This window comes from Erythrobacter donghaensis (assembly GCF_002155425.1).
Lineage (GTDB): Bacteria > Pseudomonadota > Alphaproteobacteria > Sphingomonadales > Sphingomonadaceae > Erythrobacter > Erythrobacter donghaensis.
Map to the genome: position 1 here is coordinate 303,168 of NZ_MUYG01000008.1, position 16,056 is coordinate 319,223.

General features: G+C 66.6%; 19 protein-coding genes. 13 read left to right on the forward strand and 6 right to left on the reverse strand.

The window, feature by feature from the left end; all coding sequences use genetic code 11:
- Positions 1-756: a class I SAM-dependent methyltransferase gene (locus BZF59_RS05900; RefSeq protein WP_086607308.1), complete on the reverse strand. Its 756-nt coding sequence runs from the start codon at positions 754-756 to the stop codon at positions 1-3.
- 71 nt (positions 757-827) lie between these two features.
- Between BZF59_RS05900 and mutM the strand changes: the two genes are divergently transcribed.
- From mutM to BZF59_RS05925, 5 genes are all read left to right on the forward strand, one after another.
- Entirely contained in the window at positions 828-1,643 is an 816-nt protein-coding gene (gene mutM / locus BZF59_RS05905; protein WP_086607309.1) for a bifunctional DNA-formamidopyrimidine glycosylase/DNA-(apurinic or apyrimidinic site) lyase, read from the forward strand.
- A gap of 165 nt (positions 1,644-1,808) precedes the next feature.
- On the forward strand, positions 1,809-2,069 hold the full coding sequence (gene rpsT, locus BZF59_RS05910; protein ID WP_086607310.1) for a 30S ribosomal protein S20: 261 nt from the start codon (positions 1,809-1,811) through the stop codon (positions 2,067-2,069).
- Positions 2,070-2,554: 485 nt separating this feature from the next.
- Positions 2,555-4,003, forward strand: a complete 1,449-nt coding sequence (dnaA, locus tag BZF59_RS05915; protein ID WP_086607311.1) for a chromosomal replication initiator protein DnaA — start codon at positions 2,555-2,557, stop codon at positions 4,001-4,003.
- Between the two features lie 97 nt (positions 4,004-4,100).
- A complete protein-coding gene (locus tag BZF59_RS05920) occupies positions 4,101-4,520 on the forward strand; it encodes a DUF983 domain-containing protein (protein WP_086607312.1) in 420 nt (139 codons plus the stop codon).
- Positions 4,517-5,290, forward strand: coding sequence for a HesA/MoeB/ThiF family protein (locus BZF59_RS05925; RefSeq protein ID WP_086607313.1), 774 nt, complete (start codon positions 4,517-4,519; stop codon positions 5,288-5,290). Before BZF59_RS05920 ends, BZF59_RS05925 begins: the two co-directional genes overlap by 4 nt.
- Here the strand turns inward: BZF59_RS05925 and BZF59_RS05930 are convergent.
- A complete protein-coding gene (locus BZF59_RS05930) occupies positions 5,279-5,983 on the reverse strand; it encodes an NAD-dependent deacylase (RefSeq protein ID WP_245806046.1) in 705 nt (234 codons plus the stop codon). The genes BZF59_RS05925 and BZF59_RS05930 overlap by 12 nt on opposite strands.
- Before the next feature lie 107 nt (positions 5,984-6,090).
- Here BZF59_RS05930 and dapB point away from each other — a divergent pair, with 107 nt between their 5' ends.
- From dapB to BZF59_RS05955, 5 genes are all read left to right on the forward strand, one after another.
- Complete coding sequence (dapB, locus tag BZF59_RS05935; RefSeq protein ID WP_086607314.1) at positions 6,091-6,819, forward strand: 4-hydroxy-tetrahydrodipicolinate reductase; 729 nt, start codon at positions 6,091-6,093, stop codon at positions 6,817-6,819.
- A gap of 4 nt (positions 6,820-6,823) precedes the next feature.
- The gene (locus BZF59_RS05940; RefSeq protein ID WP_086607315.1) at positions 6,824-7,459 is read left to right on the forward strand and encodes a DUF6891 domain-containing protein; all 636 of its coding nucleotides are present in this window, start codon (positions 6,824-6,826) and stop codon (positions 7,457-7,459) included.
- Between the two features lie 3 nt (positions 7,460-7,462).
- The gene (gene nth / locus BZF59_RS05945; protein WP_086607316.1) at positions 7,463-8,110 is read left to right on the forward strand and encodes an endonuclease III; all 648 of its coding nucleotides are present in this window, start codon (positions 7,463-7,465) and stop codon (positions 8,108-8,110) included.
- Between the two features lie 86 nt (positions 8,111-8,196).
- On the forward strand, positions 8,197-9,954 hold the full coding sequence (locus tag BZF59_RS05950; RefSeq protein ID WP_086607317.1) for a vWA domain-containing protein: 1,758 nt from the start codon (positions 8,197-8,199) through the stop codon (positions 9,952-9,954).
- 90 nt (positions 9,955-10,044) lie between these two features.
- Positions 10,045-10,467, forward strand: a complete 423-nt coding sequence (locus BZF59_RS05955) for a hypothetical protein (protein WP_086607318.1) — start codon at positions 10,045-10,047, stop codon at positions 10,465-10,467.
- On the opposite strand, the gene BZF59_RS05960 is transcribed toward BZF59_RS05955, so the two are convergent.
- Positions 10,464-11,720 (reverse strand): dicarboxylate/amino acid:cation symporter, encoded by a 1,257-nt coding sequence (locus tag BZF59_RS05960; protein ID WP_086607319.1) that lies wholly within the window; start codon positions 11,718-11,720, stop codon positions 10,464-10,466. The two genes, BZF59_RS05955 and BZF59_RS05960, sit on opposite strands and share 4 nt — an antisense overlap.
- Positions 11,717-12,886, reverse strand: coding sequence for a succinyl-diaminopimelate desuccinylase (gene dapE / locus BZF59_RS05965; RefSeq protein ID WP_086607320.1), 1,170 nt, complete (start codon positions 12,884-12,886; stop codon positions 11,717-11,719). Before dapE ends, BZF59_RS05960 begins: the two co-directional genes overlap by 4 nt.
- A 29-nt stretch (positions 12,887-12,915) precedes the next feature.
- Here dapE and BZF59_RS05970 point away from each other — a divergent pair, with 29 nt between their 5' ends.
- A complete protein-coding gene (locus BZF59_RS05970; RefSeq protein ID WP_086607321.1) occupies positions 12,916-13,383 on the forward strand; it encodes a cupin domain-containing protein in 468 nt (155 codons plus the stop codon).
- The gene (locus BZF59_RS05975; protein WP_245806047.1) at positions 13,380-13,988 is read left to right on the forward strand and encodes a LysE family translocator; all 609 of its coding nucleotides are present in this window, start codon (positions 13,380-13,382) and stop codon (positions 13,986-13,988) included. Before BZF59_RS05970 ends, BZF59_RS05975 begins: the two co-directional genes overlap by 4 nt.
- On the opposite strand, the gene BZF59_RS05980 is transcribed toward BZF59_RS05975, so the two are convergent.
- Positions 13,985-14,866 carry a S1/P1 nuclease gene (locus BZF59_RS05980; RefSeq protein WP_086607322.1) on the reverse strand — a complete coding sequence of 294 codons (882 nt, stop codon included), beginning with the start codon at positions 14,864-14,866 and terminating at the stop codon, positions 13,985-13,987. The two genes, BZF59_RS05975 and BZF59_RS05980, sit on opposite strands and share 4 nt — an antisense overlap.
- Positions 14,866-15,528 (reverse strand): glutathione S-transferase family protein, encoded by a 663-nt coding sequence (locus BZF59_RS05985; protein ID WP_086607323.1) that lies wholly within the window; start codon positions 15,526-15,528, stop codon positions 14,866-14,868. Before BZF59_RS05985 ends, BZF59_RS05980 begins: the two co-directional genes overlap by 1 nt.
- A 108-nt stretch (positions 15,529-15,636) precedes the next feature.
- Between BZF59_RS05985 and BZF59_RS05990 the strand changes: the two genes are divergently transcribed.
- Positions 15,637-16,056 carry a VOC family protein gene (locus BZF59_RS05990; protein WP_086607324.1) on the forward strand — a complete coding sequence of 140 codons (420 nt, stop codon included), beginning with the start codon at positions 15,637-15,639 and terminating at the stop codon, positions 16,054-16,056.

The following is a 16,056-nucleotide window of genomic DNA, read 5'->3' on the forward strand; positions in this document are numbered from 1 at the left end:
CTAGATCTTCCACCCCGAATGGATCGCCACCGCGCCGCCGAGGATGATTTCGGCCTTGGTGTTCACGAACCCGGCCGCGCGGATCATGCTCTCGAACTCAGGCGCGCGCGGGAACTTGCGGATCGATTCCGCCAGATAGCGATAGCTGTCCGCGTCCCCCGCAATCGCCTGTCCCATGCGCGGCATGATGTGCATCGAATAGAGATCGTAGATCTCGCGGAAACCCGACCAGTCGGTGACCGAGAATTCCATGCAGAAGAACCGCCCGCCGGGCCGCAGCACACGGTAGGCCTCGGCCAGCGCCTTGTCCTTGAAGGTGACGTTCCGGATGCCGAACACGATGGTGTAGGCATCGAAAGTGTTGGCGGAGAACGTGACCTCTTCAGCGTTCTGGTGCGAGAAGACGAGGCTGCCCGCCCCTTCCGCCTCGTCGCGCTCCATCGCACGCTCGGCACCCACATCCAGCATTTCCTGATTGATGTCGGCGACGGTGACGTTGGCGCCGCGATCCGCCATGCGGAAGGCGATGTCGCCCGTGCCGCCCGCCATGTCGAGGATGTTCTCGCCCGGCTGCGGCTTCACGCGCCTGACGAAGCGATCCTTCCACCCGCGATGCATGCCGAAGCTCATCGCGTCGTTCATGATGTCGTATTTCTTCGCGACGCTGGAGAAGACCTCACCCACGCGGCGGGTTTTTTCCTCGGGCGTGACATCTTCGAAGCCGAAGGAGACGGTGTCGTCAGTGCTGTGTGTCATGCGGCGTTCCCTAGAGGGAATTGAGCCGAGCGCAAAGGGTGTTACAGGGTGCGCCATGTGCGAAGTTTGCAATGCCTGAGCTGCCCGAGGTCGAGACGACGGTGCGAGGTCTCGCCGCTTTCCTTGAGGGCGAGCGGATCACGCGCGTCCAGCTTAATCGCCCGAATCTGCGCCGGCCCTTCCCCGCCGATCTGGTGCAGGTGATGACCGGCGCGACCGTGAGCGCCCTGTCGCGCCGCGCCAAATACGGGCTGATGCACCTCAATCGCGGCGCGACGATGATCTTCCATCTCGGCATGAGCGGGCGCTGGCGGATCGATCCCGAGGTGCCCGACACGCACGATCACCTGCTGCTGGAGACCGCCCACCACCGCTTCGCGCTGTGCGATCCGCGCCGCTTTGGCTCGGTCGATCTGGTGGGAACCGAGACGCTTGACGCCTGGCCGCAATTCGCAGCCCTCGGACCGGAACCGCTGGGGCCGGGGCTCACGCCTGCGCACCTCAAGGCCGCGCTCAAGGGCAAGACGCAGTCGATCAAGCTGTGCCTGCTCGACCAGCGGATCGTCGCAGGGCTAGGCAATATCTATGTCTGCGAGGCGCTGTGGCGCGCCGGGATCCGGCCGACCAAGCCGGCGGGCAAGGTGACGGGGCCGCAGCTCGCCCGGCTGGTGCCCGCGATCGTCGCGGTGCTCGAAGCCTCGATCCGCGATGGGGGTTCGACCTTGCGCGACTATGCCCGGCCCGACGGCGAACTCGGCTATTTCGCCAGCAGCTTCGATGTCTACGGGCGCGAAGGGCAGGCCTGTCGCCGCGATGATGGCGGGGTGATCCAGCGCATCGCACAGGGTGGGCGCAGCACGTGGTTCTGCCCTGTCTGCCAGAAATAGGCGAGAATCGTTGACCTCGCGGGCCAATCTGACTATGCGCGCTGCTTTCCGGCGGTAGGGCCCTACGTCCGCTCGCCCTTTTCGAGCAAACCGCCACCAGTTTTTCGGCACCATTTTCCCGGCCGCCCCAAGCGGCCCGAAGCAAACGCGAGACAGACACGAATTATGGCCAATACGCCGCAAGCCAAGAAGCGCATCATCCGCAACGCCAACCGCGCCGCCATCAACGGCGCGCGCATCAGCCGCATCCGCAGCTTCATCAAGAAGGTCGAATCGGCCTGCGAAGCTGGTGACAAGGAAGCCGCTGCCGCTGCGCTCAAGGCAGCCCAGCCGGAAATGGCCCGCGGCGTTGCGCGCGGCGTGCTGCACAAGAACACCGTGGCCCGCAAGATGTCGCGCCTGACGCGCCGAGTCGCCACGCTCTGACCCGATTCGCCCGCGATCCGCAGTTGCGCGCAGCGCAAGACTACGGGTTGATACGGCGTCACAAAGCTAACGGGCCGCGCTGTCGAAGCGCGGCCCGTTTGCTTTGTGGCAAATGCGACAAGCCTATCCTGAAAAAATGTCAGGATTCCTCGCGATTCGCATGGTAAAGAAGGTGTAATTCCATTGATTTCAAAGACTTGAATGCAAGTCTGCGGCATAGCGCCGAGTCAACAGGAATATTTCACTTTTTTTAAAAGTCCGCGCTTGCGCAAAGCCCGCCAGCGTTCTTTACAGGAACTCCAACCGGCGCGGGACAGCCCGGGTGGCACTTACAAACTGGCTGACAGGGGGGGACCCGGGATCGCCGATTCTGGGGAGTGAAAGGCAGTGCCTGTCGCATCGGTATTACAATTGGTCTGCGGGCAGCCTGCTCGCCGGGCGCTGGAAGAATTGGGGAAGAGGTTGTGCACAGGATCGACAGCAGGATGGACAAGGCGCGGGCAAATGGCCGTCAGGCCGATGAACATCTGATGGAAGACTCCGAAGCTGTAAATCTCGCGGCCGACTGGGCTGATATCAGTCAGGGCCTGCGCAAGGATCTCGGTCACCAGCTACACAGCCAGTGGATCAAGCCGATCCAGCTCGGCGCGCTGAACCGCGAATGCGGCACGCTCGATCTCTACCTGCCGACCGAATTCTCGGCCAACTGGGTGCGCGACCGGTTCCACGATCGCCTCCAGCTGGCCTGGAGCATCGCGCGCAGCGAAGTGCGCAAGGTCAATATCGTGGTGCATCCGGGCCGCCGCCAGCTGCCCGACCTGCGGCTTGACGATGGCCGCCGCCCCGCCAATGACGGCGCGAGCGCGATTGCGCTGGCCGCGGGCGCGCTGGGCGATGCGAGCTTCACCTCCTCGGTCGGGCTCGACCCCTCGCTGACCTTTGCCGCCTTCGTCACGGGCGAGGCGAACATCCTCGCCTGCAACGCGGCGCAGCGCATGGCCGCGCTCGAACAGCCGCAGTTCTCGCCGCTCTATCTCAAGGCGGCGACCGGTCAGGGCAAGACCCACCTGCTCCACGCGATCGGCCACGGCTATCTGCAAGCTCACCCGCGCGCGCGCATCTTCTACTGTTCGGCCGAGCGCTTCATGGTCGAATTCGTGCAGGCGCTGAAGTCGAGCCAGACGATCGAATTCAAGGCGCGGCTGCGCAGCTTCGACCTGCTGCTGGTGGACGATATCCAGTTCATCATCGGCAAGGCGAGCGCGCAGGAAGAGCTGCTCTACACGATCGACGCGCTACTGGCCGAGGGCAAGCGGCTGGTCTTCGCCGCCGACCGCGCTCCGCAGGCTTTGGATGGCGTCGAACCGCGCCTGCTCTCGCGCCTGTCGATGGGTCTGGTCGCCGACATCCAGCCCGCCGACATCGAGCTTCGCAAGAAAATCCTCGTTTCGAAGCTCACCCGCTTTGCCGCGATCACCGTGCCCGAAGATGTGGTCGATTTCCTCGCCCGCACCATCACCCGCAACGTGCGCGAGTTGGTGGGCGGCCTCAACAAGCTGATCGCCTATGCGCAGCTGACCGGGCAGGACGTGTCGTTGCAGCTCGCCGAAGAGCAGCTCACCGATATCCTCAGCGCCAACCGTCGCCGGATCACGATCGACGAGATCCAGCGCACCGTGTGCCAGTTCTACCGCATCGACCGCGCGGAAATGAGCAGCAAGCGCCGCGCCCGCGCCGTGGTGCGCCCGCGGCAGGTGGCGATGTATCTCTCCAAGGTACTCACCCCGCGCTCCTACCCCGAGATCGGGCGCAAGTTCGGCGGGCGCGACCATTCGACCGTGATCCACGCGGTGCGTCTGATCGAAGACCTGCGCCAGCGCGACGCCGACATGGACGGCGACGTGCGCAGCCTGCTGCGCCAGCTCGAGAGCTGATCGGCCACAGCCCTTCCCCCGGATTTGCACCGCTCTTTCGACAGGCCCATGCACAGGCCTGTCGACAGGTGGTCCACAGGTTGTAAACAGCCTGTCCATGCCTTCTCAGCGCCTTTCTCCCGAGTTGATCGAGCTGCCCTCGGGCTGGCTCCCCGCGCTGTGGCGCGGCGCGAAGTGCCGCTGCCCGCGCTGCGGCGAGGCACCGCTGTTTCGCGCATGGCTCAAGCCGGTCAACCGCTGCGGGCATTGCCAGCAGGACTGGTCATTGCAGCAGGCGGACGACTTCCCGGCCTATATCGGCATCTTCGTGGTCGGCCACCTGCTCGCGCCGGTGGTGATCGCCATGATTTCGGGCGGAGTCTCGGCGTTGCTGACGCTGACGATCCTGCTGCCGGTGGCAGTGGTGATGCTGCTCGCCATGCTCCAGCCGACCAAGGGCGCGGTGATTGCCTTCCTGTGGTGGCACGGCATCGGCGCCTTCAAGCAGGAGCGCCGGAAGGACGCGGGCGAACCATGAGCCTGTCCCCCGCCCGGCTCGAACGCTTCGCCCGCCATATCGTGCTGCCCGAAGTCGGCGGCGCGGGACAGGTGCGGCTGGCGCAAAGCAAGGTCGCGATCATCGGCCTCGGCGGGATCGGCTCGCCGGCGCTGCAATATCTTGCTGCGAGCGGGATTGGGCGGTTGGCGCTGGTCGATGACGATGTGGTCGATGTGTCGAACCTCCAGCGCCAGACGATCTTCACCACCCGCGACGTGGGCTATGGCAAGGCAGTCTCGGCGCGCCGCTGGCTCGCCAATTTCGACGATGCGCTGCATGTCGACGTGTCGGACGCGCGCATCACGCCGGACAACGCCGCCGGGCTGATCGCGGGGTCTGACGTGGTGCTCGACGGCACCGACAACTTCGCCACACGGCTTGCCGTCTCGGACGCCTGCGTGGCGAGCGGTATCCCGCTGCTTTCGGCTGCCGTGGGCCGGTTTCAGGGACAGGTCGGCGCTTGGACCGGGCACCTGCCGGGCGAGGCCTGCTACCGCTGCTTCGTCGGCGACGCCTTCGATGCCGAGGACTGCGACACCTGCGCCGACGACGGGATGCTCGGCGCAATGGCGGGCTGGGTCGCGACCTTTGCGGCGATGCAAGCGATCAAGGTGCTACTGGCGGGTGTGAGCGCGATGGGCGATCCGGGCTTCGGCAAGCTCCATATCCTCGACGGGCTCGATCCGGGGATGCGCACCATCCGCATCGCCAAGGACCCGGCCTGCAAGGCGTGCGGTTCACCCGCCTAGCACCTCGCCAACCCATTGCGGCACCAGCACGCTCGCCGGGCCGTGGCGCGATTCATGGAAGAAGCGCGAGCCTTCGGAGGGTTCGAGATTGAGTTCGAGCGTGCGCGCGCCGTTGCTGCGCGCTTCCTGCACGAAGCCTGCCGCCGGATAGACCGCGCCGCTGGTGCCGATGCTGACGAAGAGGTCGCACCGCTCCAGCGCCTGATAGATCCGCCCCATCTGATAGGGCATCTCGCCGAACCACACCACGTCCGGGCGCAGGGTCGGCGCGCGGCAGACGGGGCATGGCGGACGCTCAATCATAGTCGCCTGCCACGGCGCACGGGTCTCGCAAGACGTGCACAGCGCGCTCTTGAGCTCGCCATGCATATGCAGCACGCGCGCCGATCCTCCGCGTTCGTGCAGGTCATCGACATTCTGGGTAACCAGCAGCAGGTCGCCCGCGAATTCGCGCTCCAGCCGCGCCAGCGCCATGTGCGCGGCGTTCGGTGCGACCTCAGCGAGCGCGGCGCGGCGCATGTCGTAGAAATTGAGCACAAGGTTGGGATTGCGCGCAAAACCCTCCGGCGTGGCGACGTCCTCCACCCGGTGCTGCTCCCACAGGCCTCCTGAGCTGCGGAAGGTGTCGATCCCGCTCTCGGCGGAAATCCCTGCGCCGGTGAGGATGACGATACGTTCAATTCCTGCGCCCAAACCCGTCTCCGTTCGTCCTGAGCTTGTCGAAGGACTGTCTTTCCCTTTACGGCAGTGAAAGCAAGGGCGGGGCTCCGACAAGCTCGGCCCGAACGGAGGTTTGCGCAATGCTGCAATTCGGGGTGATCGGACACAAGGGCCGCATGGGACAGGCGCTGGAGACGGCGATTGCCGATGCGGGGCATGCCTTGTGCGTCGGCGTGGATGCGGGCGGCAATATCGGCCCGCTGGCGGTGCAATGCGACGTGCTGGTCGATTTCTCCGCGCCCGATGCACTCGCCGCAAACCTCGGCGCGGCGCGAGTGGCGGGCAAGCCGATCGTGGTCGGCACCACTGGGCTCGAAGAGCCGCATTTCGTGATGCTCGCCGAGGCCGCGCGCGCCATTCCGGTGCTGCAATCGGGCAATTTCTCATTGGGCGTCACGCTGATGGCGCATCTGGTGCGCGAGGCCGCCGCAAGGCTCGGGCCGGACTGGGATATCGAGGTGCTGGAGATGCACCACCGCATGAAGGTCGACGCCCCCTCGGGCACCGCCAAGCTGCTCGGCGAGGCGGCGGCGGCGGGGCGCGGCATTGCCCTGTCCGACAACATGGAGAGCGGCCGCCACGGCATGACCGGCAAGCGGGCCGAGGGCGCGATCGGGTTCGCCACCCTGCGCGGCGGCACCGTCGCGGGCGAGCATTCGGTGATCTTCGCCGGGAGCGAGGAGCGCCTGACCCTGTCGCACTCGGCGGAAAACCGCATGATCTTCGCGCGCGGGGCGGTGAAGGCGGCGGAGTGGCTGACGGGCAAACCCGCAGGGCGCTACACCATGAACGACGTGCTGGGGCTGTAGCGCGGTGGAGGACGATTTCGACGCCCTCGCCTATTACCGCGAAACGGTCAGTGTGATGGTCGCGGGCGGGTTCTTCAACGAGGATGATCTTGAAACCTACATCGCGGACATGGCCTTCGATCCCGATGGCGCGCCCCATGCCAATGCCGTGCGGGAGCATGCGCGCAGCGTGATGGAGGCCAAGCGCGCGGCCGAGGCCGGGTGGCCTGCCGTAACCGACTGGGACCGCCTCGCCCGCGCCTTCGACGCATTGGAGGCAAGCGGCATCCTCGCACTTCACAATGCAGGCATGACCACCAGCGATGCGCATGGCGATGCGTGGGACCTGATCGGCCGCGACCCTGCGGGAACGTGGCGCGGGTTCGCCTTCTATCACGGGCAGGACCTGGAACGGGCCGTGGCGGGAGACCCGCTGTTCATCGGCTTTGATGCGGTTGCCGAGGGGGCCAAGCCGAAGCGGGGCGTGGGCGAGGAAATCGTCGCGGCGCTGAAGGCGGAAGGCTTTAAGCCGGAATGGACCGGCGACCCCGAGACGCGGCTCGAGGTGCCCGGCATCATCTGGCAGAAACGCACCGACTGGGTGCGCCCCGCAGGACCGCCCGCCGCCGGGAACGGCTTCTGGCGCAGGCTGTTCGGCTGACACATGACCAAGGATCAAATCTTCGAATTCTTCCGCCGTCTGGCCGAGGACAATCCCTCGCCCCAGACCGAGCTGGAATATGGCAATGCCTATCAGCTGCTCGTCGCCGTGGCGCTGTCGGCGCAGGCGACTGATGTCGGCGTGAACAAGGCGACCCGCGCGCTCTTCGCCAAGGTCGCAACGCCGCAGCAAATGCTCGACCTCGGCGAGGACGGGCTGAAAGAGCACATCAAGACCATCGGCCTGTTCAACTCCAAGGCCAAGAACGTGATCGCGCTCTCGCAAATCCTCGTCGAACAATATGGCGGCGAGGTTCCCGATACGCGCGAGGCGCTGGTCACGCTCCCCGGCGTGGGGCGCAAGACCGCCAATGTGGTGCTCAATTGCTGGTTCGGGCAGGAAACCTTCGCGGTCGACACCCACATCTTCCGCGTGGGCAACCGCACCGGGATGGCCAAGGGCAAGACCCCCGAGCAGGTCGAGGCCAAGCTCGAAAAGCGCGTGCCCGCGCCCTTCCGGCGGGATTCGCATCACTGGATGATCCTCCACGGGCGCTATGTCTGCAAGGCGCGCACACCTGAATGCTGGCGTTGCACGGTCGCGGACCTGTGCTCGTTCCGCAAGAAGGTGCTGGAAAACCCGCGCGGGTAAGCCGCCCGATCCGTTGCGAATCCATACCATTAGGTGCCGTGCGCGAATCGGGTTAGCTTCCCCGGACATATCAGGGGAGATGAGCCATGCGCTGTTTCGTGTCGTCCCGCCGCGCTCTGATGCTGAGCGCCTGTCTGTCGCTAGCGGCCCTTCCCGCGATGGCGCAGGACGCGGCCCCTCCCGAAGATGAGGATGATTCCTCCAACGCGGTGATCGTCACCGCAACCCGCATCACGCAGGGCGGCGCCCAGGATGTGAAGCACTTCCGCTCGATCGCGCTGGATGAACTGGGCGAGGCGAGTTTGCCGCAGGCGGCGGGCTTCACCGTCGAAGGCCTGCTGAGCGAGCACGATCTGGTGCTGCCGTCCAAGAAGGCCTGCGCGCAGCTGTTCTGCGTCGCCACCCACGCCAAGCCATCGGCCCGCGCTGCGGGCGAGCATTTCATCGGCATCGGCTTCGACAGCGGGATCGATGCGGAGGCCTACAAGGCCGAGCCTATCAGCCTGATCGCGCTGGTCGACCGTTCGGGATCGATGTCGGGCGAGCCGATCGCGCGGGTCAAGGAAGGCCTCCATGCGGTTATCGACCGGCTGGGCGAAGGCGACCGGATGGGGATCGTGATCTACGGCACCACCTCACTCATCCACCAGCCGGTGATCGAAGTCGCGGGCAACAAGGAGGCGCTGCACCGCGCGGTCGATGCGATCGAAATCAACGGATCGACCTCGATGGAGGCCGGGATGCGGCTGGGCTACACCGCCGCCATGGTCGAGCTCGCGAACAGCCGCGGCAAGACCCGCATGATGCTGTTCACCGACGAGAACCCCAACACCGACGACACCTCGCCAGAAGGCTTCATGGCGCAGGCGATCGAGGGATCGCGCAATGGCGTGGGCCTCACCACCATCGGCGTCGGCGCGCATTTCGATGCGGGCCTCGCGACGCAGGTGTCGAGCGTGCGTGGCGGCAACCTGTTCTTTGTGCCCCGCGAAGGCTCGGCGAGCGAACTTTTCGCCAAGGAATTCGGCAACATGGTAAGCGAGGTCGCGCAGGATCTCGTGATCTCGATCGACCCGGCCGACGGGGTCAAGGTCGGCGCGATCTGCGGCGTGCCGGGCGAGCTGATCGCCGACGCGGGCAATGGCACGGTGACGGTAACCATCGGCAGCGCGTTCCTCTCCAGCAATGGCGGCGGGATCTTCGCCACGCTCGAAGGCGGCAGGAAGGATGGCGCGCTGGCGGACATTTCGGTCAGCTACACCGCCGCGACCACCCAGAAGCGCGAGAGCGATACCGACCGCGTGGCAGTGTCGGACGAGGGCATTCCGGCGAACCTCGTCAAGGCCGAGGTGCTGGTCGACCAATATGTCACCACCCGCGCCGCGTTGGCGCAATATCACGAGCGGCGCGATGCCAAGGGGGCCGCCGCGATGCTCGCCGCGCTGTCGGACCGGATCGCGTCCTCCGGCGTCGCGGGGCTCGATGGCGAGGTCGAACTGGTCGCCGGGCTTCAGGCCAAAGCCAACAAGCTTGCAGGCCTCGGCGGGCGCACGATGCCCTTCGAACTGTTCGGCGACTGGAAGGTGGTGCGCCACAAGGGCGTGACCGATGTGTCGCGCGGCGACCTCATCGCCATCACCGACGACGGCGAATTCATCACCGAGCGCACGCGCGGGCGCGCCAAGGGGGATGAAATCTACCAGAGCTACGCCGTCAACGAACGCCAGTTGCACATCGAGGGCACCGACCTCGTGTTCAACTACCGCATCCGCGGCAACCGGCTGTTTCTGCAGAATGGGCTGGACGGGGTGGAGATCGTGATGGAGCGCGACACCACCATCTGACCGGCGCGGGTGCAGGCAAGGGCGGGGCGGATTAAGGCGCGGTTCAAGCGGTGGGGCGATGATGCGGGTTTCCCCCGCAGGAGAACCGCCATGCCCCCACGACTGTTCGCCCTCGCCCCGCTGCCGCTGATCCTGTCGGCCTGCGCCCCGCCAGACCCCGCCGCCGAGGCCTCGCGCACCGCCGCAGCCATCGCCGCCGCGCCCGAGGTGACTGTGAAAGGGCCGGGCGAGCGCTGCATCAACCGCTCGCAGCTCCGCAATACGGTGGTGCGCTCCGAGCGGGTGATCGACTTCGAGATGCACGGCGGCAAGGTCTATCGCAACACCCTGCGCCAGAGTTGCCCCGGTCTCAATTTCGACCGCGCGATCGCTTACGAAACCTCGATCGACCAGCTCTGCACGCAGCAGATCGTCTATTCCCTGCAGAACATCGGCGGCGTCCCCCGGCGCGGCGCAGGCTGTTCGTTGGGCGAGTTCGTGCCCGTGGAATATGTGCGGAAGACCGAGGGCTAAATATCGTCCGCGCTGGCCAGTTCGGCCGCATCGAGTTCGCCGGTCAGCGCCGCCACGGTCACCGCCACAGCGGCGTCGCCGGTGATGTTGGTGGTGGTGCGCATCATGTCCATGATCCGGTCGATGCCCGCCACCAGCGCGATCGTCTCCAGCGGCACGCCGACCGCGCCGAACACCAGCACCATCATGATCAGGCCCGCGCCCGGAATCCCCGCCGCCCCGATCGCGCCCAGCGTGCCGAGGATCGAGATCGTGACATAGTCGCTCATGTCGAGCTGCACGTTGAAGGCCTGCGCCCCGAACAGCGTGGCAAGGCCGAGATACATCGCCGTGCCATTCATGTTGATCGTCGCGCCCAGGCTGATGACGAAGCTCGCCACCGAGTTCGAGACACCGAGGTTGCGCTCGGCGCAGCGCAGCGTGACCGGAAGGGTCGCGTTGGAGCTGGCGGTCGAATAGCTGACCGCCATCGCATCCACGATCCCGCGGAAGAAGCCGACCACGGGCTGGCGCGCGATGAACTTGATCATGCCGCCATAGAACAGCGCGATGATCAGCGCGCAGCCGAGATAGTTGAGGAACACCAGCTGGCCGAGTGCCTTCAGCGCATCGATCCCCAGCGTGCCCGCCACCCACGCCATCAGCGCGAAGACGCCGAAGGGGGTCAGCTCCATCACCACCATGGTCACCTTCTGCATCACCACGCTGCCGCTCTCGAAGATCTTGAGGACGGGATCGCCCTCTTCCTTCGCCATCAGGATCCCGATCCCGATCAGCAGCGAGAATACGATCAGCGGCAGCACGTTGACGTCCGCCATCACCTGCACCGGGCTGGAGGGCACGATGTCGAGGATCATCTGTTCGAAGCCCTGCGCGGTCTCCTGCCGCTCACGCGCGCGTTCGAGCGCGGCGGCGTCGAGTGCGACACTGCTCCCGTCGATCCCCGCGCCCGGCTGAGCTAAGGTGCCGATCGCAAGGCCGAGCCACACGGCCATCTGCCCGGTGACAAGGAACAGCAGCATCGCGCGCCAGCCGACCGAACCGAGCTTGCGCAAATCGCCGATGCTGGCGACGCCCGCAACCAGGCTGAAGAAGATCAGCGGCACCACCAGCATCTTGATGAAGGCGATGAAGATATCGCCCACGATCTTGATGCTCGCGGCCCCCGGCCCCCACAGATAGCCCACGACAATGCCGAGGATCAGCGCAGCGATGACCCGCTGCCAGAGAGGGATGCGCAGCCAGGCGTTCAAGCGGAGTTTCCTTCTTCAAGCGCCAGCGCGGCGCGGGCGATGCGGGTATAGATACGGGCCAGCGCGGCAAGATCGGGGATCGCCACCGCCTCGTCGCGCTTGTGCATGGTCGCGTTGCACAGGCCGAACTCGATCACCGGGCAGACAGCGCGCAGGAAGCGCGCGTCGGATGTGCCGCCGGTGGTGCTGAGTTCTGGCTTCATGCCGGTTTCGGCCTCGACTGCGTCGCTCACCAGTTTGGAGAAGGGGCCGGGCTCAGTCAGAAAGGGCTCACCCGAGATCACCGGGCGCGCGGTGCCGCCGTGCTTGGCGGCAATCGCCATGACCCGCTCGGACAGGCTCTTGCCGGTGTGGAGGTCGTTGAAGCGGATCGAGATGCGCGCCGCACCCGCTGCCGGGATCACGTTGTGCGCGCGGTTGCCGACGTTGATGTCGGTGATCTCGAGGTTGGAGGGCTGAAACCACTTCGTCCCGGTGTCGAGTGTCAGCGCGTCAAGCTCGGCGAGGATCGCCACCAGCTTCGGCAGCGGGTTGTCGGCAAGGTGCGGATAGGCGACGTGGCCTTGCGTGCCCGCGACGTCGATGAAGATGTTGACCGATCCCCTGCGGCCGATCTTCACCATGTCGCCCAGACGATTGACCGAAGTGGGTTCGCCGACGAGGCACAGGTCGGGCTGGATGCCCTCGGCGGCCATGTAATCGATCAGCGCGCGGGTGCCGTGGAGCGCGGGGCCTTCCTCGTCGCCGGTGATGATGAAGCTGATCGTGCCCGCCTCCGCAGGGACATCCGCGACGGCAGCGACCATCGCGGCGATCGCGCCCTTCATGTCGACCGCGCCGCGCCCGTGAAGCAGCTCGCCGCGCTCCTCCGGCGTGAAGGGATCGCTCGCCCACCCATTTTCTCCGCCGATCGGGCCCGGCGGGACGACATCGAGATGCCCGGCGAAGGCGATGTGGCGCGATCCCGGCGGTCCGGCGCGCAGAGCGAAGAGGTTTTCGACCGGGGCCTCGTCGCTTCCTTCCGGCCCCTCGCCGCGGGTAAAGCGGTGGACGGCGAAGCCCAAGGGGGCCAGCATCGCTTCGAGTTCGTCGAACACCGCGCCGGTCGCAGGCGTCACCGAAGGCGCGGCGATCAGGCGCTTGGCAAGGTCGAGAGTGTCGAGCATTACCCAAGGCCTAGCAGGAGTTGCCGCCAATGCCCAAGCTTGATCTTGCCGCCATTCCCCAGACCAATGCGACCGGCTATCCGCCGCCCTTCGACGCGGCGGTGGAGGGACGCTGGTATCGCCGTCTGGCGCCGGTCGCGGGCCTCTCGCTGATGGGGGCGAGCCACTGCACCCTGCTGCCCGGGGCCTACTCCTCGCAGCGCCACTGGCACCGCGGTCAGGATGAGCTGGTGGTGATGCTGGCGGGCGAGGCGGTGCTGATTGACGACACCGGGGAGACCCCAGTGGCAGCGGGCGACGTGCTCGCCTTCCCCGCAGGAGAGGCCAACGGGCACTGCCTCCACAACCGCTCCGAGACCCCATGCGTCTTCGTCGCCATCAGCGCAGGCAGCCGCGAGGCGGACAGCGGCGAATACTCCGACATCGACATGGTGTTCGACGCGGACGGATACGCCCGCAAGGACGGCACCCGTTACCCCGCCCAGCGCATTCCGTGATCGACCTCACAGGCTTCGCGCTGGCGGTCTTACTGGTGGAGCTGACACCGGGGCCGAACATGGCCTGGATCGTCACGCTCACATTGTCCGAAGGGCGGCGTGCCGGGCTGGGTGCGATCACGGGGATCGCGCTGGGCCTCGCCGCCAATGCGGTGCTGAGCGTGGCAGCGGCGAGCCTGATCCTCGCCCAAGGCCCCGCGCTGACCCGCGCCGTCTCGCTGCTGGCGGCGGCGATGATGGCGTGGCTGGCGTGGGAGGCCTGGCGCGACACGGGCGAGAGTGCGCCCACCGCCACCCCGCGCTCCGGGGAGCAGCGCCACGCGCTCGCCGGGTTCGTCATCAATTTCCTCAACCCCAAGTCGGCGCTGTTCCTGATCACCGTGATGCCCCAGTTCGTCACCGGCGTGCGGCCGAGCCTTGCACAGGGGCTGACGCTGGCGAGTGTCAGCGTCGCCATCGCCACCGCGGTGCACCTAGCGCTGGTGCTGGGGGCGGAGCGGGCGCGCGGCGTGCTGATGGCCGAGGCGCGGGCGCGGATCGTGCGCCGCGTGCTGGCGCTGGTGATGCTTGGCGTGGGCCTGTGGTTTGCGGGCAAGGCGTTCTAGCGCCGCCGATCGTCCTCGACCACCAAGGGCCCCGGCGCGAAGGCGCTGGTGAGCAGATCGGCGATCCTGAGCCCCGCCTGCTGCACCCGCCGCTTGGCGATCGGCACGCCGCGCACGATGTCTTCCTGCGTCAGCGCGGTCTTCTCCGGCAGGGGTGCGCTGCACAGGTCGTCGGTATCGAAGGCGGTCGGATAGACGAAGCTCCTCGCAATCTCCCAGCTTTCGCGGCCCCAATCGTCGGGCGTGCCCCCGGCCAGATCGGCGCGCTCGGCGGGCGTGTAGCGCCGCACCACCGGATCGGCGGGATCGCTGATCGCGCGCTCGGCCAGCGGGCCATCCCAGATCGAGTGCAGGTTCAGCCCCGGCTTGATCCCATAATCGGCCTCACGATCATTGCCGCCCCGGTCCTCGTTGTCGCCCGAATGGAGCGGCATGTGCACATCGCCCGCGAAGTGGATCATGAAAGCGAGCGCCTCCAGCCGCACCGCCGGCGGCAGGCTCTCGTCGGCAAGGATACGATGTGCGCGGGTGATCTGCGCGGTGACGCAGTTGCCGCCCGCGCAATTGCCGCGCGCATTGAAAGCCTCGCATACCGGCGCGGTGCGATAGTGCCAGGCAGCGGTGTAGCCCCAGCGCCAGCCCTCGCCGCGCACGCAATCGGCCCAGACTGCGGCATCCTCGATGGTCTTGAGCGGGCAGTCGGGCGTGCCGAGCTGCTTCTCGTAAGCGAGCAGTGCGCGGATCTTGGCGCGCACCTCAGGCGAGACATTGGCCTCGGCAATCGCGCCGGTTTGCTGGTGGGCGTAGAACCCCCATGCGCTCGCGGGCGCAGGCAGCAGGGCGAGCAGCGCCGCGCAGATGGAAAGGAGAACCCGCATCAGCGCACCATCTCGAACTGTTCGATCACCCATTCCTCTTCCTCGGCCGCGCCCGCCCATTCGCGCATCCAGTCATGCTCGGTGATCGCCTCCATATAGGCCTGCGCAAAACCCGGCACGCCGATGCCGTAGGTGACGAAACGGGCGACGACGGGCGCGTAGAAGATGTCCGCCGCCCCGAAGGTGCCGAACAGGTAGGGCCCGCTGCTGCCGTGCCGCGCGCGGGCTTCAGCCCACAGGGTGAGGATGCGCACGATATCGTGCTTGGTAGTGTCCGACAGGCCGGGCAGTTCCACCCGGCGGCGGATGTTCATCGGCATTTCGCGGCGCAAGCTGAGGTAGCCCGAATGCATCTCGGCCACCATCGCACGCGCCATCGCGCGCGCGGCCTCGTCCTTGGGCCAGAACCGCTCGCGCCCCACCTTGTCGGCGCAATATTCCATGATCGCGAGGCTGTCCCACACCACCGCCTCGCCGTCCCACAGGATCGGCACCTTGCCGCTGGAGGGCTGCACTTCGCCCATGTCCTGCTTCAGCCGGTCCCACTCCTCGCCCATGATGGGCACGGTGAGTTCGTCGAAATGCAGGCCCGACTGCTTGACCGCGAGCCAGCCGCGCAAGCTCCAGCTCGAATAGTTCTTGTTGCCGATGATGAGTTTCATGTCCGCTTGCTCCACCTTGCCGGGACTGATTATCGGGCTGCCGTAGATATTCAGGCTTTTCCTGTCGAGCGTGAACGGGCTATCGCGGGCCGATAAGGAGCCGCCGCCATGACCCTGCCCCCCTTCCACCTCGCCTTTCCGGTCGACGATCTCGCCGCCGCGCGCGCCTTTTACGGCGGCGTGATGGGCTGCGCCGAGGGGCGGTCGAGCGCGGAATGGATCGATTTCGATTTCCACGGCCACCAGATCGTCGCCCACCTCGCGCCGGGGCAGGCGGGCGACCGGGCCAGCAACCATGTCGACGGCCACGGCGTGCCGGTGCCGCATTTCGGGCTGGTGCTGACCATGGCCGACTGGGACGCGCTGGCCGAGCGGCTGCGCGCGGGCGGCTGCGATTTCGTGATCGAGCCGACCATTCGCTTCAAGGGCGAGCCCGGCGAGCAGGCGACGATGTTCCTGCGCGACCCTTCGGGCAATGCGCTTGAATTCAAGGCCTTCGCCGACCCCGCCAGCCTTTTCGCCACCTGA